Annotated in this window: 21 protein-coding genes and 1 pseudogene; 13 read left to right on the top strand and 9 right to left on the bottom strand. The window is 71.5% G+C overall.

Features of this window, described 5'->3' with window-relative positions:
* Positions 1-239: 239 nt before the first annotated feature.
* Positions 240-992 (top strand): alpha/beta fold hydrolase, encoded by a 753-nt coding sequence (locus A4R44_RS04155; protein WP_067576392.1) that lies wholly within the window; start codon positions 240-242, stop codon positions 990-992.
* 9 nt (positions 993-1,001) lie between these two features.
* Here A4R44_RS04155 and mftD read toward each other — a convergent pair whose 3' ends face one another.
* Genes mftD through mftA form a run of 7 tightly spaced genes read right to left on the bottom strand, consistent with a single transcriptional unit; the run spans position 1,002 to position 6,645 of the window.
* A complete protein-coding gene (mftD, locus tag A4R44_RS04160; protein WP_067576393.1) occupies positions 1,002-2,174 on the bottom strand; it encodes a pre-mycofactocin synthase MftD in 1,173 nt (390 codons plus the stop codon).
* Positions 2,171-3,598, bottom strand: a complete 1,428-nt coding sequence (gene mftF, locus A4R44_RS04165) for a mycofactocin biosynthesis glycosyltransferase MftF (RefSeq protein ID WP_067576394.1) — start codon at positions 3,596-3,598, stop codon at positions 2,171-2,173. The genes mftD and mftF overlap by 4 nt, the downstream gene beginning before the upstream one ends.
* Positions 3,595-4,383 carry a mycofactocin-coupled SDR family oxidoreductase gene (locus A4R44_RS04170; protein WP_067576395.1) on the bottom strand — a complete coding sequence of 263 codons (789 nt, stop codon included), beginning with the start codon at positions 4,381-4,383 and terminating at the stop codon, positions 3,595-3,597. Before A4R44_RS04170 ends, mftF begins: the two co-directional genes overlap by 4 nt.
* Entirely contained in the window at positions 4,380-5,069 is a 690-nt protein-coding gene (gene mftE / locus A4R44_RS04175; protein WP_067576396.1) for a mycofactocin biosynthesis peptidyl-dipeptidase MftE, read from the bottom strand. The genes A4R44_RS04170 and mftE overlap by 4 nt, the downstream gene beginning before the upstream one ends.
* A 1-nt stretch (position 5,070) precedes the next feature.
* Positions 5,071-6,258, bottom strand: coding sequence for a mycofactocin radical SAM maturase (gene mftC, locus A4R44_RS04180; protein WP_067576397.1), 1,188 nt, complete (start codon positions 6,256-6,258; stop codon positions 5,071-5,073).
* Positions 6,258-6,551, bottom strand: coding sequence for a mycofactocin biosynthesis chaperone MftB (mftB, locus tag A4R44_RS04185; RefSeq protein WP_067576398.1), 294 nt, complete (start codon positions 6,549-6,551; stop codon positions 6,258-6,260). The genes mftC and mftB overlap by 1 nt, the downstream gene beginning before the upstream one ends.
* Entirely contained in the window at positions 6,541-6,645 is a 105-nt protein-coding gene (gene mftA / locus A4R44_RS04190) for a mycofactocin precursor MftA (protein ID WP_067576399.1), read from the bottom strand. Before mftA ends, mftB begins: the two co-directional genes overlap by 11 nt.
* A gap of 191 nt (positions 6,646-6,836) precedes the next feature.
* On the opposite strand from mftA, the gene A4R44_RS04195 reads away from it, so the two are divergent.
* Positions 6,837-8,150 carry a PepSY domain-containing protein gene (locus A4R44_RS04195; protein WP_067576400.1) on the top strand — a complete coding sequence of 438 codons (1,314 nt, stop codon included), beginning with the start codon at positions 6,837-6,839 and terminating at the stop codon, positions 8,148-8,150.
* The gene (locus A4R44_RS04200) at positions 8,147-8,755 is read left to right on the top strand and encodes a DUF5134 domain-containing protein (protein ID WP_067576401.1); all 609 of its coding nucleotides are present in this window, start codon (positions 8,147-8,149) and stop codon (positions 8,753-8,755) included. The genes A4R44_RS04195 and A4R44_RS04200 overlap by 4 nt, the downstream gene beginning before the upstream one ends.
* A gap of 723 nt (positions 8,756-9,478) precedes the next feature.
* On the opposite strand, the gene A4R44_RS04210 is transcribed toward A4R44_RS04200, so the two are convergent.
* Positions 9,479-10,219, bottom strand: a complete 741-nt coding sequence (locus A4R44_RS04210) for a zf-HC2 domain-containing protein (protein WP_067576403.1) — start codon at positions 10,217-10,219, stop codon at positions 9,479-9,481.
* Positions 10,220-10,319: 100 nt separating this feature from the next.
* Between A4R44_RS04210 and sigC the strand changes: the two genes are divergently transcribed.
* The gene (sigC, locus tag A4R44_RS04215) at positions 10,320-10,889 is read left to right on the top strand and encodes an RNA polymerase sigma factor SigC (protein WP_093577110.1); all 570 of its coding nucleotides are present in this window, start codon (positions 10,320-10,322) and stop codon (positions 10,887-10,889) included.
* Between the two features lie 407 nt (positions 10,890-11,296).
* A complete protein-coding gene (locus A4R44_RS04220; protein WP_095213178.1) occupies positions 11,297-13,234 on the top strand; it encodes a cytochrome c oxidase assembly protein in 1,938 nt (645 codons plus the stop codon).
* A 158-nt stretch (positions 13,235-13,392) separates the two neighbouring features.
* On the opposite strand, the gene A4R44_RS04225 is transcribed toward A4R44_RS04220, so the two are convergent.
* Positions 13,393-13,587 (bottom strand): hypothetical protein, encoded by a 195-nt coding sequence (locus tag A4R44_RS04225; RefSeq protein ID WP_338080294.1) that lies wholly within the window; start codon positions 13,585-13,587, stop codon positions 13,393-13,395.
* 229 nt (positions 13,588-13,816) lie between these two features.
* Between A4R44_RS04225 and A4R44_RS04230 the strand changes: the two genes are divergently transcribed.
* The 8 genes and pseudogenes from A4R44_RS04230 to A4R44_RS04260 all read left to right on the top strand — a co-directional run bounded on the left by A4R44_RS04230 (position 13,817) and on the right by A4R44_RS04260 (position 22,238).
* Positions 13,817-16,051: a cation-translocating P-type ATPase gene (locus A4R44_RS04230; RefSeq protein WP_067576406.1), complete on the top strand. Its 2,235-nt coding sequence runs from the start codon at positions 13,817-13,819 to the stop codon at positions 16,049-16,051.
* A gap of 134 nt (positions 16,052-16,185) precedes the next feature.
* A pseudogene (locus A4R44_RS45260) lies at positions 16,186-16,287 on the top strand (2,3-dihydro-2,3-dihydroxybenzoate dehydrogenase); the annotation flags it as partial.
* Positions 16,288-16,647: 360 nt separating this feature from the next.
* Complete coding sequence (locus A4R44_RS04235) at positions 16,648-17,382, top strand: 2,3-dihydro-2,3-dihydroxybenzoate dehydrogenase (protein WP_067576407.1); 735 nt, start codon at positions 16,648-16,650, stop codon at positions 17,380-17,382.
* Between the two features lie 152 nt (positions 17,383-17,534).
* Complete coding sequence (locus A4R44_RS04240) at positions 17,535-18,779, top strand: isochorismate synthase (protein WP_067576629.1); 1,245 nt, start codon at positions 17,535-17,537, stop codon at positions 18,777-18,779.
* 91 nt (positions 18,780-18,870) lie between these two features.
* The gene (locus tag A4R44_RS04245; RefSeq protein ID WP_232791489.1) at positions 18,871-20,625 is read left to right on the top strand and encodes a (2,3-dihydroxybenzoyl)adenylate synthase; all 1,755 of its coding nucleotides are present in this window, start codon (positions 18,871-18,873) and stop codon (positions 20,623-20,625) included.
* Positions 20,516-21,148, top strand: a complete 633-nt coding sequence (locus A4R44_RS04250; protein ID WP_232791498.1) for an isochorismatase family protein — start codon at positions 20,516-20,518, stop codon at positions 21,146-21,148. Before A4R44_RS04245 ends, A4R44_RS04250 begins: the two co-directional genes overlap by 110 nt.
* Positions 21,145-21,387 (top strand): phosphopantetheine-binding protein, encoded by a 243-nt coding sequence (locus tag A4R44_RS04255; RefSeq protein WP_067576409.1) that lies wholly within the window; start codon positions 21,145-21,147, stop codon positions 21,385-21,387. The genes A4R44_RS04250 and A4R44_RS04255 overlap by 4 nt, the downstream gene beginning before the upstream one ends.
* On the top strand, positions 21,384-22,238 hold the full coding sequence (locus A4R44_RS04260) for a siderophore-interacting protein (RefSeq protein ID WP_067576410.1): 855 nt from the start codon (positions 21,384-21,386) through the stop codon (positions 22,236-22,238). The genes A4R44_RS04255 and A4R44_RS04260 overlap by 4 nt, the downstream gene beginning before the upstream one ends.
* Positions 22,239-22,312: the final 74 nt, after the last annotated feature.

The following is a 22,312-nucleotide window of genomic DNA, read 5'->3' on the forward strand; positions in this document are numbered from 1 at the left end:
CGGCTTGGACCGCGAGGAATTGCGCGTGCTGGCCAAGGACCCGCATCCGTGGCACGGCGAGCCGGCGCTCGACCCGGAGCGGCAGCCCATCGCCGGAACCTGGTCGAACGGCTCGCGCGGCGGGATCGCGGTCGACGGCCGGGCGGACCGGGAGCGGGTGGTGCCGGGGACGCGTCCGCTTCCCCGATCCCGGGTGCCCGCGCGTGCGATCATAGGGTCCGGCCGGCCGGAAGGAGCCCATGATCGCCCTGCCCGTCCATCGGTTCCGCGCCCGCGACGGACTCGAACTGGCCTACCGCGAACTAGGCGAGGGCACACCGGTCGTGCTGCTGCACGGGTTCACCTCGTCCGGCGAAGCGTGGCTGCGCAGCGGCCTGGCCGAGCAGCTCGCCGAACGCGGATTCCGCGTGCTGCTGCCGGATTTCCGCGGGCACGGCGCGAGTCCGCGGCCCGGCGATCCGGCCGGGTACCCGCCGGACGTGCTCGTCGACGACGGGCTCGCGTTCGCCGAGCAGCTCGGCCTGACCGAATACGCGCTGGGCGGGTACTCCCTCGGCGCGCGAGTCGCGTTCCGCATGGTCGTGCGGGGCGCGCGACCGTCGCGGATTCTCCTTGGCGGGCAAGGACTCGCCGCCATGCGGCGAGGCGGCGGGGGCGGTCCGCTGCACCGGGTGCTCGCGGCGCTGACCGAAGGCAGGGCAGTGGAACCGGCCGGCGCCGGGACCGCGCACCGGATCGCCCGCCTCGGCACCGACCCGCACGCGTTGATGCACGTCCTTCGTTCGGTCGTGCCGACGGACGACCTCACCGCGCTGACGATCCCGGCGCTCGTCGCGGTCGGCGGCGAGGACGCGGGGCACGCCGACGCCGAGCCGCTCGCCCGGCTGGTGAACGCGGAGTTCGCCCCGGTGCCCGGCGATCATCACGGTGCGCCGGCCTCGCCGGAGTTCACTGCCGCGGCGGTGCGGTTCTTCGGCGGCGGACGGCGCTAGCTGCGGAATTCAAGCCCCGATCCGGCGCTCGAACCCCTCCGGAACGATGAGATCCTCGCGGCTCAGGTCGTGCACGCTGCGGTGTCCCAGCGCGAGCAGCGTCGAGTCGATGCCGTTGCGCAGGACGTCCAGCACGTTCTCCACCCCGGCCTGTCCGCCCGCGGCGAGGCCCCACAGGTACGCGCGCCCGATCAGCACCGCACGCGCCCCGAGCGCGAGCGCCTTCACGACATCGCTGCCCCGCCGGATGCCGCCGTCCAGCAACACTTCCACCTCGTTCCCGACTGCGTCCGCGACCGCGGGCAGCGCGCGGATCGTGGCGGGGGTGCCGTCGAGGTTGTTTCCGCCGTGGTTGGACACCGAGATCGCGCTGACCCCGGCGTCGACCGCGCGGCGCGCCTCGTCGACGCGGTACACCCCCTTCAGCAGGAACGGCCCGTCCCACTGCTTCCGCAGCCAGCTCACGTCCTCCCAGGTCGGCGGCGCGGTCTGCATCCACTGGCCGTACGCGCCGAAGAACGTGGGAATCGGCGTGCCGGGCTCGGCCATGTTCGGGACGCTGAGGTCGGGCAGTTTCTTGGTGCGGGCGTAGGTCAGCAGCCAGCGCGGATGCATCATGCCCTCGGGCGCGAAGCGGATCAGCTCGCGCAGCGTCATCTTCTCCGGGATGTGCGGGCTGCCCCAGTCGCGGCTGTGCGAGAACGACCAGTCGAGCGTGAGGACGATCCCGGCCGCGCCCGCCGACCTGGCCCGGTCGAGCCGGCGCAGGATGTCGTCGCGACTGCCGGTCCAGTACACCTGGAAGTACGTGTTCGGGTTGGCGGCCACCACTTCCTCGACGGGTTTGCTCGCGAACGACGACAGCCCCATCGACGTCCCGCGTGCCGCGGCCGCGCGAGCCACCGCGACCTCGCCGTCGGGGTGCACGGCCTGCACGCCGGTCGGCGAGATCAGCACCGGCAGCGCGACGTCGCGGCCGAGCACGTTCGTGCTCAGATCGCGTTCGCCGGGCAGTCCGGCGGTGCGCGGGGCGAACCGCAGTTCGTCGTAGGCGACGAGATTGTCTTGCAGCGTCAGCCCTTTTTCCGAACCGGCGATCAGCGCCGAATAGACGGACGCGGGCAGGCGCTTCTTCGCCCGCCGCTGTGCTTCGGCGACGGATTCGAACCAGGTGGTGCTCATCGTTTTCCCTTCGGGTCGACGCGCAGAGGGCGCCAGGTGACGCGCGGCCGCAGCGGGACCGCGGTCCGGTGGTTGAGGCAGCCCGCCCACACCCCGGCGCCGTACGCGAGGTCGTCGGCGACCGCGCCGGCGGTGTAGCGGAAGAGATCGAGATCGGGGCGTTGCCGCAGCCAGGCGGCCAGCGGCGGTCCGGCGAGCAGCGACGCGATCGCGGCCCGCCGCCCCCAGCGTTTCCGCCCGCCGGGCAGCAGGAGCGCGGCGAGCAGGGGAGCGGCGAATTGCGTGCTGTAACGGCCGGATCCGAGCCAGGTTTGGCCGACGGCGGTGGCCGTCGCGCGCTGGACGCCGTGGGTCGGCACTTCGCTTTGGCGCAGCACACGGGCCATGCTCAGCACTGCGCCCGCGAACGCGGCGGCGGCCGGAAGCGGACGGCGGGCCAGGAGAGCGGCGACGGTCAGCGTCGGCCATGGGTGCAGGACGAGCGGAGCCATCGCCCCCGGGCGGCGGAGGGCGAGCGGCGCGGCGGAAGTGCCGTAGCTGGCGCGACGGCCGAGCAACGCGCGCCAGGTCGCCGGTTCGTGGTGGCCGACGTGCGCGGACGGGTCGTAGCGGATCCGGAAGCCGGCGTCGTGGAGCCGCCAGCCGAGGTCGACGTCCTCGCCGACGCGCATTGCCGGGTCGAAGACCGCACCGTCGCGGGCGACGGAGTCCAGCGCGGTCCGCCGGACCAGGAGTGCGGCAGTGGGCACATAGGACAGTCGCGTGCCGGGCGCGACGCGGGCGGCGGCGGCGCCGAGGTCGAGGCTGCTGGCGGCGCGGGTGTAGCGACCGGCCCAGGTGCCTGAGGCGAGGGGACGGACGCGCGGGGCGACGGCGGCGGCGAGCGGGTCGGCGAAATGCCCGGCCAGCCGGTCGATCCAGTCCGGCGACGGGACGCAATCGCTGTCCAGGAAGGCGATCAGATCGGTGGAAACGTGCTCCAGCGCGGTGTTTCGGGCTGCGCCTGGTCCGCCGTTGACGTCGCGGCGGACGAGTTTCGCGCCGTGCGCGGAGGCGACGGCGGCGATGGCAGCGGGGTCGGCGGATCCGTCGTCGACGACCAGCGCGGGGTAGCGGCCGTCGAGCCCGGCGAGGCAGCGGCCGAGCAGCTCGGCGCGGTCGCGGACCGGGATCACGACGGTTGCGTCGGCGGTTTTGGCCGGTGGCAACGGGTGTGCGAATCCGGCGTCGGTGAGCAGCCGGGCGAGGACGCCTTCGGCCGAGGTCTCGACCGGATTGTCCGCCAGGCGTGTCCACGCCGTCCGCCCGGCTTTCCTGAGCCGCAGGACACGAGCGGGGGAGCCGCCGAAGAGGAGGCCGTCGGAGAGTTGTTTGACGCTCGGGTCGATGGCGAGGCGGAATCCGGCGGGCAGCGGGGTGGTCACAACGCCAGCCCTCCGTCCACCGGGATGACCGCGCCGGTCGTCGCGCTGCTTTCCGGACCGGCGAGGAACGCCAGGACGGCGGCGACCTCGGCGGGGTCGAGCAATCGCTGCACAGGTTGTTGTGCGGCGAAGCTTTGTGCTGAAGGAAGGTCGTACAGCCGGGCGCTCTCGGCGAGGATGGGCGTGTCGGTCGACCCGGGGCTGACCGCGTTCGCGGTGACGCCGGAGTCTCCCAATTCCGTGCCCAGCGCGCGAATCAGCCCGGCGACACCGGCTTTCGCCGCGCAGTACGCGGCGAGCGTCGGCAACCCGCGCACGGCGGCTGCGGACGCGACGGCCAGGAACCGGCCGGAGCGGGGTTTCGGACGGCGCAGCAACGCGGGAATCGCGACGTGGACGAGGTTGAGGACGCCGCGAAGGTTGACTTCGAGGACAGCGTCTTCTTGCTCGGGCGGCATTTCCCACAGCGGCACTCCGCCCGCGATCACCCCGGCCGCCGCGATGGCCGCGTCGAGGCCGCCCCAGCGTTGTTCCGCTTCTGCTGCCGCTGTGGCCAGTTGGGTGCGGTCGCGGACGTCTGCACGGAATTCCTCGGCGACGCCGCCGGTTTCCCGGATCTTGGAGACCACTGTGGACAGTTCTTCGCCGCTGCCCATGGGGTAGGGGAGTGCTGGGTCGTCTTCGGCGACGTCCACCGCGAGCACGGCCCAGCCTTGTGCGGCCAGCTTCATCGCGGTGGCTGCGCCGATGCCGCGCGCCGCGCCGGTTACGAGGGCGGCTTTCATCGCGTCCCCACGGAAGTCCAGTCGTGCACGTGCGCTCGCAACCGCGCCGTGAGGTCGTCGAGGAGATCCCGCCCTTCGTCCGCCGTCGCGCCGGTGGGGTCGCCGAGGATCCCGGTGCCGGTCACTGCTTTCATGCCGCCCTTGCGCAGCGCGGGAAGCAGTTCGCTCAGCGGACGGCCGTCTCCCGGGACTGCTTTTCCCATCTGCACCGCGTCCGGCCGAAGAGCCAGCTGGAGAGCGGTTTCCGGCCGTCCGGCGTGCGGATCTCCTTGCCAGCGCGGCTCGAACATCGAGACGTCCCGCGATTCGGTCCGCAACGTCGCGACCGCGCGGGTCACCGAAGCCGCGTTTCCGCCGTGCGCGGACACGAAAAGCAGTCGCCGGAACGTTTCGCAGGCCGAGCGGCCCAGCTCCACGAGCAGGAGTTCCGTGGCCGCCTGCCCGATCGACAACGTCCCGGCGAAGCCCGCGTGTTCGCCGCTCGATCCGTACGGCACGGCTGGCGCGACCAGCACGTCCGGCCGCTCCGCGGCAAGCCTTTCGCACAACGCCGTCGCGATGTCGGTGTCCGTGCTCAACGGCAGATGCGGGCCGTGCTGCTCGGTGGCCCCGAGCGGCACGGCGAGGATCGCGCCGGACGCCGCGTGTTCGGCGACGTCCGGCGACGACAGATCGGCCAGGCGCATTTCAGCGGCCCGGAGTGAAGCCGGCGAGCGGGTTCTCGTCGCAGGCCCGGTCCGGCGGGCGGCGCATGCCGATGGTCACCGGCACCGGTTCGCGCTTGCGTGTGCGGTGCGAGTGGTCCAGCGACGGTTTCGGCGCGCTGCCCGCGGCGACCCCGGCCAGCGCGCGTTCGCCGTGGCCGCGCACGCATTCCGGGTCCGGACCGTCGAGCGGCAGCCCGGTGAAGAACTTCGCCGCCATGCACCCGCCGCGGCAGGCGTCGAACGCCGAACACGACGTGCAGGCCCCGCCGCTCTGCGGGCCGCGCAGTTCGGCGAACAGCTCGGATTCGCGCCACACGCGGGTGAATCCGCCTTCGCCGCGCGTGTTTCCGGCGAGGAAGGTGTCGTGGATGGCGAACGGGCACGCGTAGACGTCGCCGACCGGGTCGATCAGGCACACCACCCGGCCCGCGCCGCACAGGTTGAGCCCGGGCAGACCGCCGTCGCCGTAGCCCGCGAGGTGGAAGAACGAGTCGCCGGTCAGCACGTTTTCGCCGCGGGCGACCAGCCAGTCGTACAGTTCCCGCTGCTGGGCGGCGGTGGGGTGCAGCTCGTCCCAGACGTCCGCGCCGCGGCCGGACGGGCGGAGCCGGGTGAGCCGCAGCTGGGCGCCGTAGCGGTCGGCGATGGCTTTGAAGTCGTCGAGCTGCCCCGCATTCTGCCGGGTCACCACGACAGAAATCTTGAAGTTCCCGAACCCGGCCGCGGCGAGGTTCTCCATCGCCCGGATCGCGGTGCGGTAGGAGCCGGGGCCGCGGACGTGGTCGTTGACCTCCTCGGTGGCGCCGTCGAGGGAGATCTGGACGTCGACGTAATCGCTGCCGGCGAGCCGTTGCGCGACGTCCTCGGTGATCTTGATGCCGTTGGTCGAGAACTTGACGCCGACGTGGTGCTCGGTCGCGTAGTCGACCAGCTCCCAGAAGTCGGGCCGGACGGTCGGTTCGCCGCCGCCGATGTTCACGTAGAACACCTGCATGCGCTCGAACTCGTCGATCAGCGCCTTGCACTCCTCGGTGCTCAGCTCGCGCGGATCGCGGCGGCCGGACGAGGAAAGGCAGTGCACGCAGGAGAGGTTGCAGGCGTAGGTGAGTTCCCAGGTGAGGCAGATCGGCGCGTCGAGCCCGAACTGGAATTCGTCGACAAGCGGCATCACACGCTCCTCGGTTGGATCATGTCCGACGCCGCGAGGGCGGCGAGGGCGGCGCGGTAGCGGGGCAGTTCCGCCTGCGCGACCCCGGCCTGCGCGCACGCGGCGCGGGCGGAGGGGTGGTCGGTCAGCGCCTGCACCGCGGCGAGCATGGTGCGGCTCTTGAGAAAGGACAGCCGGCGGGTGCCGAAGTGGTACAGCAGCGCGCCGAACCGCTCCGGCCGGATGGAGACCCGGCTGTCCAGTTCCCAAGCACCGTCCAGATCGAACGCCGCGGCGCCGCGATCAGTAGACACCGCACATTCCGTCGATGGAGACCTCCTCGACGAGCAACTCGTCGGCTACGACCTCTTCGGCTTTCGTCTCGGCGGCGGTTGTCGACTCGCTCATCGTGACTCCCTTGTCTCGTGACGGCGATATTTGACACTTGGTGTCGAATGTGAGGGCGACAATACTGTCACCGAGTGCCAGAAGCAATGCTTCGCCGGCGCGGGGCACCCGAACGGGCGTTCGCCGCCGCCGGGAACCGACTGCCCCGCCGGTCCGACTCCTCAGGAGGCGGACCACGCGAAGGGAGCAGGATGGCCATCGGCATCGACGACGCGCCACGCACGGAACCGGCACGAGCTGCGGGGTGGGCGGCGGTCCGGCCGTTAGTGCTGCGGCTGCACTTCTACGCCGGGGTGTTCGTCGGCCCGTTCCTTCTGGTCGCTGCGCTGACCGGGATCGCGTACGCGTGGACGCCGCAGCTGGAACAGGCCGTCTACGCGCACGAGTTGCACGTCCCGGCCGCGGCTGACGCCGTACCGCTCGACCAGCAGGTTCTCGTCGCTCGCAGTCAGGTGCCGGACGGGAAGGTCATCGGCGTCCGCCCGGCTCCGTCCGCGACCGACACCACCCAGGTGATCTTCGACCGTCCGGGGCTGGCGCCGAGCTACCGGTACACAGTGTTCGTCAACCCGCATGACGGCGAGGTCCGCGGCGCACTGGAGACCTACGGTTCCGGACAGGCGCTGCCGGTCCGGGGCTGGATCGACACCCTCCACCGCAACCTCCATCTCGGCGACTTCGGCCGGCTCTACAGCGAGCTCGCGGCAAGCTGGCTGTGGGTGATCACCCTCGCCGGAGTGGCTTTGTGGCTGGGCCGCCGTCGACGGTTGCGTGCGGTGCTGCTGCCGTCGGCAGGCAAACCCGGACGGCGACGGCTGCGTTCCTGGCACGGCTCGACGGGCCTGTGGATCGCCGCGGGTTTGCTGTTTCTTTCCGCCACCGGGCTGACGTGGTCGCTGCACGCCGGTGCGAACATCACCGGCCTCCGGTCCTCTTTGGACTGGACGACGCCGTCGGTCTCGTCCGCCTCTCCGTCTCCCGGCGACGTCGGCTGGCAGGCCGTCCGCGACGCGACCGCGAGGGCCGGACTGTCCGACCCGGTGGAGATCCAGCCGCCTTCCGGCGGCGGTTACGTGGTGCAGCAGGTCGGCCGGAGCTGGCCGTCCAAACAGGACTCGATGTCGGTTGACCCCGGCACCGGGAAGATCACCGGGACGCTGAAGTTCGCCGATTACCCGCTGGCCGCGAAGCTGAGCCGGTGGGGGATCGACGCGCATATGGGGTTGTTGTTCGGAGTGGCGAACCAGGTGGCGCTGACGGTGCTCGGGGCGGCGTTGGCGTGCGTTGTGGGGTGGGGGTATCGGATGTGGTGGCTGCGGGGCCGGAGTCGTTTCGGCAGGCTGCCGGTGCGGGGCGCGTGGCGGCGGATCCCCGGGCGAGTGCTGGCCCCGGTGCTCGTCGGACTGGCGGTGGCGGGCTGGTTCCTGCCGGTGTTCGGGGTGTCGTTGCTGGGATTCCTGGCGGTGGACTGCCTGCTGGGCCTGCGCCGGGGGACCGCCCGATGATCGCCGAACCGGGTCTGCGCTGGATCCTCACGCTGCTGTTCGCGGCCGCGGGGATGTTCTGCCTGTACCGATGCGCGCGGCGTCCCGGCTTGAGCGGGCGAGTGGCCGACGCGCTCCACACGGCGATGTGCGTCGGGATGGTCACGATGGCTTGGCCTGCGACGATGAGTTTCGCGCGAATGCCGCAGGTCGTGCTGTTCGCAGCGGCCGCCGGATGGTTCGCGGTGAGCACGGCACTGGGATTCGGGCACGGACGTCTGCCCGGAGCACACCACGCGCTGATGATGGCCGGGATGGCGTGGATGGCGTTCGTGATGCCGTCGGCGATGGCGGGAATGACGATGTCCGCGACCGCGATGGGCGGCGAGCACGCCGGGATGGACATGGGCGACGCTGGCATGACGATGACCGGGCACGCGCCTGCGCGGGTAGTGGTGGTCGCGGTGGTGCTGGCGGTGGTCTTTCTCGCGGCGGGGATCGCGTGGCTGGCCAGGGCGATCGATCACGCCCGGACAGTCGCCCGCCCCGGACGGCGGGAGGCCGGGCTGGTGATGGAAGGCGTGATGAGCTTGGGGATGGCGGTGATGGCGGTAGCGATGATCTGAGCGTGCCCGGCGCGTGGTTCGGTGCGCCGCTTCAGGACCGAAGGGGGTTTGGCTGGCTGGTGTCGTGGCCGGGCATGCTGCGGCGGGCCTCTTGTTTCGGGCCGCGTGCCAGAGGTTGCGGGCCCGTCGTTGGGCGGGTCCCGTTGGCGAGGCCGACGGGTTCGAGCTGGCGGGTTTGGCTTGGGCGGCGGGCATCTTGGAGCGTGCGGGCAAGAGTCCGCAGTTCCCGCTCTTGGGCGGGCGGATCGGTTTCGCGGGATTTGCTCGCGCGGGGGCTGTCGGGGTCGCGTGGCCAGGCTCTGCGAAGCACTCGGAGCGTGCTTCGCAGAGCCTGGTGTTCGGGCGGGCTTGGCTGGGTTGAGCAGGCGCTTGCTCGTGCCGTCAGTGCCAGGATCCGCGGTTCCTGTTGTCTGGGCTGAGCGGATCAGTCTTCGCCGATTGGTTATCTCGGAGAGCGCGGTTGCCTCGCGGTCAGGCCAGGCCCGCGAGTAAGAGAGCTTCGCGGGTTGACTCGGGTTGTGTCTTAGATTGTCCGCCTAAGAAGACTTTCGGGCAGTTCAAGGCTGACCCTCGCGCTCGGGCAGCGGCGGCTCCGGACGGCGCGGCCGCCTCTCCGGGTTGCGGTTCAGGTCGTTCGCAGGCCCGCGATGGCGGCGCGGATTCCGTGCTCGCGGGTTTCCGGCTGGGTGAGCTTTCCCGGCCGGGCTCCCGCGCGAGCGCGCGTCAGGCGGCGCGGTGCCGTCCGGTCGGGCGTTGGGAGTCGCGGCCGCGCTTCGGGTGCGGGCGGACCAGGGCGAGCGCACCGTGGGCCGGCACGGTGGCGTGGTCCGGGTCGTCGGCGGTGCCGGCGAGGTCGGGGCCGGGCTGGTGCCGGAGCCGGTGCTGCCGGTGGACGGCGTAGAGCAGTGCCAGTCCGACGACGAGGAAGACGTGCGACAGCACCCGCGCGACGGTCACCCGGTCGCCGATCAGGTCGCTGGTCGTGAGCACCGCGAGGACGATCACGAACCCGGTGATCATCGGCAGCTGCCCGGCTGCCGCGCGGGTGCGCAGTGCCGCCCACAGCAGTCCGACGCCGACCGCGAGGTTCCAGGCCGCGCTTTCGTTGATCAGGTGGCCTTCCATGAAACCGCCGCCGCCGTGGGCGTTGTCCATGCCGAGCAGTTGCGCGAACGCCAGCCCGCACTGGACCAGCCCGACCAGTCCCAGCGCGACCCGCAGCCCCCATTTCTCCCGCGGCGGGGCCGGGGTTTCGGCGAGGATCCGGCCGGTGAGGTCGGGCACCTCGGGCGCGCTGCGGACGAGCAGGGCACGGCGCAGCGTCGTGCTCCGCTCGTACCAGCTCCGGCACGCCCCGCAGGTCTCGAGATGCCGGTCGACCTGCGGTTCGGGCAACGGGCCCGCTTCGCCGTCGAGTCGCGCGGACAGCGCTTCGCGGAAGATTTCACAGCTCACGTCTGTCATAGTCGCTCGGACGCGCGCCCCGGTTCCCGGCGGGTTCGGCGATTTTTCTCCGGCCTGGTCAGGCGACTGTCCCGGACGGGCATGGACTACCGTGATGTCCGTGTCCACCGGCCGCGACAACGACGACGAGCGGATCACCGCGCTGGCCCTCGCCGCCGGCCGCGGCGACCGGACCGCATTGGAAGCCTGGGTCCGCGCGACGCAAGCCGACGCGTGGCGGTTCCTGGCCCACCGCGCGAGCCCGGCCGAAGCGGACGACCTGACCCAGGAAACGTACCTGCGCGCGTTCGGCTCGCTGCCGAGGTTCGCGGGCCGGTCGTCCTCGCGGACCTGGCTGCTGTCCATCGCCCGCCGGGTCGTCGTGGACCGCATCCGCGCGCGTTCGGTCCGCCCTCGCGAATCCACGACGGCCGACTGGCAGCGTGCGGCCGAAGAACAGTCCGCCCGGACACACACGGCGGGCTTCGAGGACCTGATCGAACTGGGCCTGCTGCTGGACACCCTCGACGAGGATCGCCGCGAAGCCCTGGTGCTGACCCAGTTCCTGGGCCTGTCGTACGCGGAGGCGGCCGAGGTGTGCGGCTGCCCGGTCGGCACGGTGCGGTCCCGGGTGTCCCGCGCCCGGGACGATCTGCTGCGCGCCCAAGAGGAGAACGACACCGCGATGTGACGCGGGGAGTTCTGGTCTTCGTCGGATCGCGCGGTTGCCGGCTGGGGAGCGGGTCGTTCGGCGAGCATGCGGTTCGCTTGGTGCCTGGGCAGGGTGCTGCTCGCGCCAGGGAGCCGGCGGGCGGGTGGGTTTCGCCGGCCGGTGGCCGCTGGCCGCTCGCTCGACGGCGATCGTCTGGCGCGGGCGGTGACTGAGCGCGGTGCTGGGTGCTTCGCTCGCGTCCGGAGCCGGAGCCGGAGCCGGAGCCGGAGCCGGAGCCGGAGCCGGAGCCGGAACCGGAACCAGAACCAGAACCAGAACCAGAACCGTCAACCGGTCCGGCAGGGTCGTTCGTGCCGCGAGAACTGGATCATGACCGTGATCCGCGTCGCGGGAACTCGCCGCCATCTCCGCCCGACCACTCTGCTGTGCGCACTATTCCAGCCCCGCACCGGCGGGGTTTGCTTGCCGCGGCAGGGGTTGCCGCGGTGGTCGTGGTGGCGGTGGTCGCCGCGGCGGGCGATGTCTATGCCGCTCTCGGCAACCCGGTCCCTGGTCCGCTGACGTCCTTGGGCTCCTCCTTGCTCCGGTTGGTCGCCGACGCGGCCGGGGTGGTCTGCGTCGGCGGGCTGGTGTTCGCGGCGTTTCTGAGCCCGCCGGGCGAAGCGGGCCGGCTCTCCCCGGACGGTTACGCGGCGACTCGCACCGCCGCGGGTGCTGCGGGCGTTTCGGCGCTCGCCGCCGCCGTGCTGGTGCCGTTCGACGCCGCTGACGCATCAGGGCGGCCGGTTTCCGAGGCGTTGCATCTGGCGAAGCTCGCCGTCCTCGTCGACGCCATGGAGGAACCCAAGGCGTGGCTCTGCGTCCTGGCGGTGGCCGCGGTGGTGGCGATCGGCGTTTGGCGCACGTTGACCTGGCGCACCACGGTGCTGTGGCTCGGCCTCGCTCTCGTCGGGTTGCTGCCGAGGGCGATCGCCGGGCACGTCTCCATCGGCGCGTGGCACGACCTGGCCACGAATGCGTTGGTGTGGCACGTGATCGCGGCGGCGTTGTGGACCGGGGCGCTGGTCGCGCTGCTGGTCCACCGCGGTTCAGGCGCGGCAGGAGAGGTCGCGCTCCGCCGGTATCGACGGGTGGCGACGTGGTGTCTCGTCGTGCTCGCCGCATCCGGGATCGTCGACGGTCTGGCGCTTGCCCGTCCGGCTGGATTGGTTACTGGCTATGGCTTGCTCCTCGGGGTGAAGGTCGTGATCACGATGGTGTTGGCGGCGTTGATCGCCGTAACGCGCCGTCGTTCGAGTGGCGGCACGGCGGCTCTCGTGGCGGAGGTCATGGTGCTGGCCGGGGCGATGGGCGTCTCGGCCGGGCTGGCGCATCTGGTGCCGCCGGCGTTCGTGGACGATCCGGCGACCGTCGGCGAGACCGTGCTCGGGTACGACCTGCCGGACCCTCCCGCGTTCGCGCGTCTCTTCCTCGATTGGCGTCCGGACTTGCTCCTCGGTGTTGTCGCGGTGCTCGCGGTCGCGGGCTACGCGGCCGGAGCACGTCGCCTCCGCAATCGCGGCGACGACTGGCCTCGCGGCCGGTTCTGGGCGTGGACCTGCGGCTGGGCGACGGTGCTGATCGCGACGTCGTCCGGCCTGGGCACGTACTCGTCCGGAACCTTCAGCCTGCACATGGTCATCCACATGACGCTGGCCATGCTCGCCCCGGTGCTGCTCGTGCTCGGTGGACCGGTGACCCTCGCGCTGCGCGCGTTGCCGGTGGCGGGCAAGGGGCCGGACGGTCCGCGCGAGTGGCTCGTGGCGCTCCTGCACTCGCGGTTCACGCGCCTGGTCGCGCACCCGCTGGTGGCGTCGGTGGTGTTCGTCGGCTCGTACTACGCGCTGTACTTTTCGGGTCTCTTCGGCGAGGCGATGCGCTACCACTGGGCGCACCAGCTGATGAACCTCCATTTCCTCGTGTCCGGCTACGTTTTCTTCTGGCTGGTGATCGGCGTCGACCGTCCGCCGCGTTCGATGCCGCATCTCGCACGGCTCGGCATGATGTTCGCGGTGATGCCGTTCCACGCGTTCTTCGGCGTGATCCTGATGAACAAGCAGGCGGTGATCGCCGAGACGTTCTACCGCTACCTCTCTCTGCCGTGGATGCCTGACCTCCTTTCCGATCAACGCCTCGGCGGCGGCATCGCCTGGGCCACCGGGGAAATCCCGATGATCGTGGTCGTCGTGGCGCTGCTGGTGCAGTGGGGCCGCCACGACGACCGCGAGGCCGCCCGGCTGGACCGCCGCTTCGACCAAGGCGAGGACGACGATTTCGCCGCCTACAACGCGATGCTCGCCAACCTGGCGGCCAGAAGGCAGTAGCCGCGGCCCGATACCCGCCGGCGCGGATCGGGTTCGGTCACCCCCGAGTTCCGCACGACCGGCATCGGCCCGTCGCCTGCCGAATCCGGCTGCCCGCAGATCGCGTTCCCGCGCGCCACCCGCGGCGGCGATCTCGGTGCACCGAGCCAATTCTGTGCCTAGACCACGGCGGTCACCACCTTGTCCAAGGCTCCGTCTTTGATGTCGTCGACGAGAACTTTCAGCTGTGCCAAGCTCATCCGCACTCGCTGCCCGAAGTCGTCGGTCAGCACGACTCGCCGCTCCGGCGGGGCGGCGTCGTCGAGGAACAGCTCCGGGCAGCCGCAGTCGCAGGTGCCGCAGAACGTGATCACGTATCGAAGGTTTCCTGCTGAGGCAAGGGTTTTGGACATTGTCGCTCCGGTCTGGTCGGGGTCGGGTCGGGCACTGCCACCATCCGGATAGTCGTCGGGGAGAGCCGAAAGGTTCCCAAGTCACCCGAAGGAGTGGCGACGGAAAAGCAGGCGTACGATGGAAATCGGTCCGCCTTCCCGGCACCGGCACTGCCACCGACTTTGTGCCCGTCCTGGAATCCGGAGAATCATGTCCACGCAGACCGCCGCCCCCGCGGCGACCCCGACCCGTCAACTCGATCTCGCCGTCGGCGGAATGACCTGTGCCGCCTGCGCGGCGCGCGTCGAGCGTTCCCTCGGCAAGCTCGACGGCGTCCGCGCCACGGTGAACTACGCGACCGAACGCGCGACTGTCCACTGTCCGCCTGAGCTCGACCCGGCCTCGCTGGTCGCGACGATCGAGCGCGCGGGCTACACCGCGACTGTCCGCGGCGCATCGAGTCCGGAGAACCGCGACGCGCGGGTTCGCGACTTGCGCCGCCGGTTGATCGTGGCCGCGGTGCTGGCCGTCCCGCTCGGCAATCTGTCGATCACGCTCGCGCTCGTGCCGTCGCTGCGATTCCCGTTGTGGGAGCTGGTGTGCCTGCTGCTCGCGACCCCGGTCGTGTTCTGGTCGGCGGCGCCGTTCCACCGTGCCGCGCTGCGCAATCTGCGGCACCGATCGTCCAGTATGGACACGCTCGTTTCCTTGGGCGTGCTGGCGTCCTACCTGTGGTCGGCGGCTTCGGTGCTGATCGGATCGGGCGGCGAGGCGGGTTACTGGATCGGGTTCGGTGCGACCGCACCGGGTGCGGATTCGGTGTACCTCGACGTCGCGGCCGGAGTGACGACGTTCTTGCTCGCCGGCCGGTATTTCGAGGCGCGGTCCCGGCGCGGTGCGGCGGATCTGCTCGGCGCGCTGGACGCGCTGGCGGCGAAGGACGTGCGGATTCTGCGTGCGGACGGCGAAGTGCTGGTCGGGATCGGCGAACTGGCGGCAGGCGACCGGTTCGTGGTGCGACCGGGGGAGAAGATCGCCGCCGACGGAAGCGTCGACAGCGGTCTGTCCACAGTGGATGTCAGCGCTATCACGGGCGAACCCGTTCCGGCGGAGGTCGGGCCGGAAAACCGGGTGATCGGCGGGAGCGTCAACCTGAACGGCCGGCTGGTGGTGCGCGCGGAGGCGGTCGGAGCGCGGTCGCAGCTGGCGCAGATGAGTGCGCTGGCCGAGCGGGCGCAGGAGCGGAAGGCGGCGGTGCAGCGGCTGGCCGACCGGGTGTGCGCGGTGTTCGTCCCGGTGGTTTCGGCGTTGGCGCTGCTGACCCTGGCGGGGTGGTCGCTCACCGGGAATCCGGCTCGGGACGCGTTCGGCGCGGCGGTGTCCGTGCTGATCATCGCGTGCCCGTGCGCGCTGGGGCTCGCGACGCCGACCGCGTTGATGGTCGGCGTCGGGCGAGGTGCGCAGCTCGGGATTCTCGTGAAGGGGCCGGATGCGCTCGAGGCGAGTCGTAATGTCGACACCGTGGTGCTGGACAAGACCGGCACCGTGACACAGGGGCGGATGACCCTCGCCGAGACCCGGGCGTTCGGGGCGTTCTCGCCGACCGAGGTGCTTCGTCTCGCAGCCGCGGTGGAAGCGTCGTCAGAACACCCGATTGCCGCAGCGATTGTCGCTGGTGGGCCGGAGGTGGTTCCGGCTGCTGAGTTCGAGGCACTGCCCGGGCTGGGCGCCCGCGGTGTGGTCGAGGGAACGGCTGTGGCCGTCGGGCGGCCGAGGTTGCTGGTGGACGCAGGGATTTCGGTCGGCCCGGAGGTCGAGGCCGTGGTGGCGTCGGCGGAGGCTGGCGGGGCGACGGTGGTGCTCGTGTCGGCGGCTGGCGAGGTCGCGGGCATGCTCGCCGTGCGGGACGAGGTGAAGCCTTCCGCGCGGGAGGCGGTCGCGCGGCTGCATCGGCTGGGATTGAAAACGGTGCTGCTGACCGGAGACAACGAGGTGACGGCCCATGCGGTCGCCGCGGAGGTCGGGATTCCCGAGGTGCTCGCCGGGGTTTTGCCGAGCGAGAAGGCGGCCGCGGTGTCGGCGTTGCAGGGCAAAGGGCATCGGGTGGCGATGGTCGGGGATGGAGTGAACGACGCTCCGGCGCTGGCGACCGCTGACCTCGGGTTGGCAGTCGCCGAGGGGACCGATCTCGCCTTACGGTCGGCCGACATCATCCTCGTCCGCGACGACCTGTCGGTGCTGCCGGACGCGATCCGCCTCGCGCAACGGACCTTGCGCACCATTCGGGGGAATCTCGGCTGGGCGTTCGGGTACAACGTGGCCGCGCTGCCGCTCGCCGCGTGCGGGCTGCTGAACCCGCTGATCGCGGGGGCGGCGATGTCGCTGTCGTCGGTGCTGGTGGTGGCCAACAGCCTGCGGTTGCGGAACTTCGCGCCGGGCCGCTGAACCCGGGGTGGGCGGGATCACCCTGGCCGACGCTCACTCGATTAGGTTAGGTTTGCCTAATCAGTCGGCGACGGAGGGTGAGGTGCGCGGTGACGCGGGACGCGGGAGCCGGGATCGAGGGGCGGATCGCGCTGGTGACCGGCGGTGCGCGCGGCATCGGGGCGGCCGTCGTGGAGGCGCTCGCCCGGGCCGGTGCCGTGGTGGCCGCGGTGGACATCGACGAGGAGGGGTTGCGGGAGGTCGCAGCGCGGGACTATGGCGCGGGGCTGGCGCGGGCCGAGCCGGCGGGGGCGCTCGCGAGCCGTGGTGTCGCGCTGGCAGGTGGCGGTGCTGGCGCGGCTCGGGTTGGCGCGGCTGACGGTGCCGACGTGGCGGGAGCCAGCACGGTTGACAGCGCTGGCGCGACGGGGGCTCGCATGGTTGACGATGCTGATGTGGCGCGGGTTGGCGGTGCTGCTGGGGCGCGGGCTCGCATGGTTGACGGTGCCGACGTGGCGGGAGCCAGCACGGTTGATAGCGCTGGCGCGACGGGGGCTCGCACGGTTGACGGTGCTGATGTGGCGCGGGTTGACGGCGCTGATGCGGCGCGGGCTCGCATGGTTGACGGTGCCGACGCGGCGCGGGTTGGCGCGGCTGACGGTGTTGCCGCGGCGCAGGCTCGCACTGCGGGCGACGCTGGTGTGCCGGTCGATGCGCAGCGTCCGGCCGGTGCCGGGCGGGTGGTGCCGTTCGTGGCGGATGTCGGGGATCCGGGGGCGGTCGCGCGGGTCGTGGCGGATGTCGAGCGGGAATTGGGGCCGATCGGGATCGGGGTGTCGGTCGCGGGGGTGCTGCGGCCCGGGTCGGTGGCGGAGACCAGCGACGAGGACTGGGCGGCGACCTTCGCGGTCAACGCGACCGGGGTTTTCACCGTCCTGCGCGAGATCTCCCGGCGGATGCAGCCGCGGGGGAACGGGGTGCTGGTCACCGTCGGGTCGAACGCGGCCGGTGTCCCGCGGGCTGGGATGGCTGCCTACGCGGCTTCGAAGGCGGCGGCGACCATGCTCACCCGCTGTCTCGGGCTCGAACTCGCCGGTGCGGGGATCCGGTGCAACATCGTCTCGCCGGGGTCGACGGACACCGAGATGCAACGTCTGTTGTGGACGGACGACTCCGGCGAAGCCCGGGTGATCGCGGGGAATCCGGAGCAGTTCCGGGTCGGGATTCCGCTCGGGCGGATCGCCGACCCGGCGGACATCGCGGACGCGGTGCTGTTCCTCGCGTCCGACCGGGCGAGGCACATCACCATGCAGAACCTCTACGTCGACGGCGGCGCCACGCTTCGGGCGTGACCGGGTCGACCCGCCGGGCGGCTTTTTCTTTTCGTCCGGGTACGTTAGTGTCCATTAGGTTAGGCTAACCGAACGGTCAAGGTCCGGGCCTCGCACGAGGAACGGACAGGGCGGCTCGGCCGCCTGCGCGTGTGCGAAAGGGAATTCAGCTCGTGTCCTCACCTGCTCCGGCCCGTCCGCGGCCGGTCCACCGGGCGGCGGATCTCCTGGCCGCGTACCTGCCGGGGTCGTTCTACTACTCGTCGGCCCGCGGAGTTCTGCTCGCCGATGGTGTGCACTCGCACGTCCGCGGCACGAGCGGGAACCGGGCCGCGGCGGCGGCCGAGGCGTTGGAAGCCGCGGTGCTGGCGGGGGTCGCGAATCCGGTCGTGGTGGGAGCGATCGGGTTCCGGCCGGACTCCGGGAGCAGCTTGATCGTGCCCGCGGTGGTGCGGCGGGCCGGGATGCCGGGCGAGGGGGGCCCGCAGAGCGCGGCCCTCGCCGGATCCCCCGGCGGTTCAGGCTTCGAAGACCCCGAAGCGCCACGGCGAAACGACCCGGCCTCCTGGACCGTAGTCCCGCGGCCGGCACCCGAGGTTTACGCCGAAAGCGTCCGGCGGGCGGTCGACCTCATCGGTGCCGGGGAACTCCGCAAGGTCGTCCTCGCCCGGGCGCTGGATCTCGTGGGCGAGCACGGTGTTTCCGTGCGAAAACTCCTCCGCAACCTCGTCGTGGCGGACCCCGCGGCGCATGCTTTCGCCGTCGACGTCAGTGCGCCCGGGGATCCGGCGCCGCGGACGCTCGTGGGGGCGAGCCCGGAGTTGCTGGTGTCTCGCCAGGGAAACGTCGTGACCGCGAATCCGCTCGCCGGGTCGCGGCGGCGGACGGGGGATCCGGCGCAGGACGCGCAAGCGATTGCCGAACTGCGAGTGTCCGAAAAGGACCTCAACGAGCACGCTCTCGTCGCCGCGCAGGTCGCGGAGGTGCTGGGGCGCTACTGCACCGAGCTGGAAGTTCCGCGAGAGCCGGAAGTGATGGGCACGCCGACGATGTGGCACCTCTCGACCCGGATCACCGGGCGGGTGGGGCCGGGCGGGCCGTCGTCGCTGGAGTTGGCCGAGGCGTTGCATCCGACGCCTGCGGTGTGCGGGGTGCCGGTCGAGCTGGCGCGCGACACGATCGCGCGGCTCGAGCCGGAGGATCGCGGGTATTACGCGGGGCTGGTCGGCTGGACCGACCTCGCGGGCGACGGCGAATGGGTCGTCACGATCCGGTGCGCCGAGGTGTCCGACAAGACCGCGCGGCTGTTCGCGGGGGCGGGGGTCGTCGCCGGTTCTGATCCGGCTGCGGAACTGGCGGAGACCAGCGCGAAGTTCGGGACGCTGCTGCGTGCGCTGGGCGCGGAGGGCGCCGCATGAGCGTGGACTTGTGGCCGGCGGAGACTGCGGCTGGGCACCGGGCGAGCGCGTGGTGGCGGGGGCCGATGGTGTCGGGTGCGGAGGGGGTCGCGTGAACCTGTGGCCGGAGGAGACCGCGGCGAGGTATCGGGCCAGCGGGTATTGGCGGGGGCAGACGTTCGGAGCGCTGCTGACCTCGCTCAAGGAGGCGTATGCGGACCGGACGGCGGTTGTCGGCGAGGGGCAGCGCTGGACGTTTGCCGAGGTGGACGAGCGGGCGCATCGGCTGGCGGCGGGATTTTCCGCGGACGGGATCGGGCAGGGCGACCGGGTTGTCGTGCAGTTGCCGAACATTCCGGAGTTCGTGCCGGTCGTCTTCGGGCTGTGGCGGGCCGGTGCGGTGCCGGTGTTCGCGTTGCCTGCGCATCGCGACAGCGAGTTGCGGCACTTCGCGGAGCAGAGTAGCGCGAAAGCGATCCTCACCGTCGGCGGGCACGCTGGGCATGATCACGCCAAGATGGCGCGGGAAGTCGCGCAGCAGCAACGGAAAGTCTTCGTCGTGGGGGAGCCGGAGTTCGCGGAGCTGGCGGCGAGCGCGCCGCGCGAACTGCCGGAGCCGGATTCGGAGGGGATAGCGTTTCTGCAGCTGTCCGGCGGCAGTACGGGGCTGCCGAAGCTGATTCCGCGTACGCACGACGATTATCTGTACAGCGTGCGGGAGAGTGCGCGGATTTGCGGGCTCAAGAAAGAAAGCGTGTATCTCGCGGCTTTGCCGGTCGCGCACAACTTTCCGCTCAGCTCGCCTGGGTTGCTCGGCGCGTTGCACGCGGGGGCGGCCACGGTGATGGCGCCGCGGCCGGACGCGGACACCGCGTTCCGGCTGATCGAGGCTGAGGGGGTCACGATCAGCGGGGTCGTTCCGCCGCTGGCGGCGGCTTGGGTGCAGGCGGCGGCGCGGACCGGACGGGACCTGTCCTCTTTGGACGTTCTGCTGGTCGGCGGGGCCAAGTGCGGACGGGAGCTCGCCGAACGCGTCGGCCCGGCGCTGGGGTGCCGGCTGCAGCAGGTGTTCGGCATGGCGGAGGGGCTGGTCTGCTACACCCGGCTGGACGACCCGGAGGACCTCGTCCTCAGCACCCAGGGGCGGCCGATCTCGCCGGACGACGAGGTGCGCGTGGTGAATCCGGACGATCCGCTGGCGACGTCGGGCGATCTTGTCGAGCCGGGCGGAATCGGTGCGCTGCTTACCCGCGGGCCGTACACGATCCGCGGGTACTACAACGCGGCCGAGCACAACAAGACCGCGTTCACCGAGGACGGGTTTTACCGCACTGGCGATTTGGTGCGGCAACGCGAATCCGGGCATCTCGAGGTCGTCGGGCGGGCGAAGGAGCAAATCAACCGCGGCGGCGAAAAGGTCGCGGCGGAAGAGGTCGAGAACCACCTGATGGCGCATCCGGGCGTGCTCGACGCCGCCGTCGTCGCGGTGCCGGACGAGTACCTCGGCGAGCGGACCTGCGCGTACGTCGTTCCGGCGGACGGGGAGCAGCCGAGTGCGGCGGAACTGCGCCGGTTCGTGCGCGGGCGCGGGGTGGCCGCGTTCAAGGTGCCGGATCTGGTGGAGGTGGTCGGGGAGTTCCCGGTCACCGGCGTGGGCAAGACCAGCAAACGCGAACTGCGGGCGGCGCTGGCCGCCCTGGCGAAGGANGGCGAAGGAGAGGTGAGGCGTGTCCCTGCCGAAGATCCGGGCGTATCCGCTGCCGACGGCGGCGGACCTGCCCCCGGGGCGGGTCGACTGGCGGCCCGACCCGGCGCGGGCGGCTCTGCTCGTGCACGACGTCCAGCGGTATTTCCTTGCCCCCTATGAGGGTTCCCCGATTCCGGAGATGCTCGCGAACATCGCGGAGCTGGCGGAAAAGGCGCGCGGCAGCGGCATGCCGGTGTTCTACACCGCGCAGCCGGGCAAGCAGCCCGCCGCCGATCGCGGGCTGCTCACCGAGTTCTGGGGCGACGGCATCGGCGCGGTGATCGACGACGATCCGCGCGCGGCGGACATCGTCGACGAGCTGGCCCCGCGGCCGGGCGACACCGTGCTGGACAAATGGCGCTACAGCGCCTTCCAGCGCAGCACTTTCCGCGAGCAGCTCGGCGATCGCGACCAGCTGCTGATCACCGGCGTCTACGCGCACATCGGCTGCCAGACCACGGCGGTCGAGGCGTTCATGCGCGATGTCCGGCCGTTCCTGATCAGCGACGCGGTCGCGGACTTCGACCGTTCCCGGCACGACCAGGCGTGCGAGTATGTCGCCCAACGCTGCGGCGTCGTCACCACCACTGCCGACGCGCTCGCCGCGCTGTCGGCGCCGATTCCCGCAGGAGCACCTCGATGAGCACCCCCGAACTGACTGCTGAGCAGGTCAACGCGGACGTCGCCGAACTGCTCGGCTGCGGACTCGACGAGCTGACCCCGGACACCGATCTCGCCGACCTCGGCCTCGATTCGATGCGGATCATGAGCCTGGTCGAGAAGTGGCGCGGCGCGGGCGCGGCGCAGCTGGAATTCGCCGACCTCGCCGAAGACCCGCGGCTCGGGCATTGGACGAAGCTGCTCACCGGCGGCGCGCAGTGAGCCGGGATACGCACCGGCACCGGCATACCGCCCGCATCGCGGAGGTCCGCGCGGGGCGTCAGGCCGAGAAAGTGCCGTACCCCATCCGGATCCGGCGGGCGGAGGTCGTGCGGACCAGCGCGGTCGGCGCCGGGCTGCTGCGGGTCACCCTCGGCGGGCCGGGCACGAACGGGTTCGAGGCGCATTCGCCGGACGAGCACGTGAAGATCCTGTTCCCGGACGCCGACGGCCAGCTGCGGCTGCCCGAGGCGAACGGCGACATGCTCCGCTGGCCGAAGCCGTCGCCGATCTCGCGCGAGTACACCGTCCGCCGCTACGACCCGGCCTCCGGCGAGCTGGATCTCGACGTCGCCCTGCACGACGGCGGGCTCGGTTCGGACTGGGCGCGCGCGGTGCGGCCGGGCGAGACCGTGCACGTCGCCGGTCCGCCGGGCGGGCTGATCGTGCCGCACACCTACGACCGCTACCTGCTCGCCGGCGACATCACGGCGTTGCCCGCGCTCGCACGCTGGCTGGAGGAACTGCCGCGGACCGCGGTGGGCTGGGCGTTCGCCGAGGTGGCCGACGCGAGCGAGGAGATCGACCTCGACGCGCCGGACGGTGTCGAAGTCCATTGGCTGCACCGCGGTGCGGCCGCGCCGGGCAGCGTCGAGCTTCTCGCCGGCGCCGTGCGTGAAGTCAAGGTGCCCGAAGGCGAACGGCTTTACGCGTGGATCGCCGGTGAAGCGGGCGCGATCAAGCCGCTGCGCCGCTGGCTGCGCGACGACCTCGGGCTCGCCCGCGAGGACTGCGACGTGACCGGCTACTGGAAACGCGGCGTCGCGGACTTCGACGACGAGCACGACCACTGACGCCTCGTGAGTGGTCATGCCGGTTAGAACCGGCACGACCACTCACGACACCCCCACCCCCCGCACCGCTCTCC

The organism is Amycolatopsis sp. M39 (genome assembly GCF_001651785.1).
GTDB lineage: Bacteria > Actinomycetota > Actinomycetes > Mycobacteriales > Pseudonocardiaceae > Amycolatopsis > Amycolatopsis rubida.

Excerpts from the sequence above, each read along its gene's own strand:
- A4R44_RS04200 (WP_067576401.1), top strand. The coding sequence starts at position 8,147 with ATGATCGCCGAACCGGGTCTGCGCTGGATCCTCACGCTGCTGTTCGCG.
- A4R44_RS04210 (WP_067576403.1), bottom strand. The coding sequence starts at position 10,219 with ATGACAGACGTGAGCTGTGAAATCTTCCGCGAAGCGCTGTCCGCGCGA.
- A4R44_RS04155 (WP_067576392.1), top strand. The coding sequence starts at position 240 with ATGATCGCCCTGCCCGTCCATCGGTTCCGCGCCCGCGACGGACTCGAA.
- A4R44_RS04235 (WP_067576407.1), top strand. The coding sequence starts at position 16,648 with ATGGTTGACGGTGCCGACGCGGCGCGGGTTGGCGCGGCTGACGGTGTT.
- A4R44_RS04195 (WP_067576400.1), top strand. The coding sequence starts at position 6,837 with ATGGCCATCGGCATCGACGACGCGCCACGCACGGAACCGGCACGAGCT.
- mftE (WP_067576396.1), bottom strand. The coding sequence starts at position 5,069 with ATGCGCCTGGCCGATCTGTCGTCGCCGGACGTCGCCGAACACGCGGCG.
- A4R44_RS04255 (WP_067576409.1), top strand. The coding sequence starts at position 21,145 with ATGAGCACCCCCGAACTGACTGCTGAGCAGGTCAACGCGGACGTCGCC.
- mftD (WP_067576393.1), bottom strand. The coding sequence starts at position 2,174 with ATGAGCACCACCTGGTTCGAATCCGTCGCCGAAGCACAGCGGCGGGCG.
- mftA (WP_067576399.1), bottom strand. The coding sequence starts at position 6,645 with ATGAGCGAGTCGACAACCGCCGCCGAGACGAAAGCCGAAGAGGTCGTA.
- A4R44_RS04230 (WP_067576406.1), top strand. The coding sequence starts at position 13,817 with ATGTCCACGCAGACCGCCGCCCCCGCGGCGACCCCGACCCGTCAACTC.
- mftC (WP_067576397.1), bottom strand. The coding sequence starts at position 6,258 with ATGCCGCTTGTCGACGAATTCCAGTTCGGGCTCGACGCGCCGATCTGC.
- A4R44_RS04170 (WP_067576395.1), bottom strand. The coding sequence starts at position 4,383 with ATGAAAGCCGCCCTCGTAACCGGCGCGGCGCGCGGCATCGGCGCAGCC.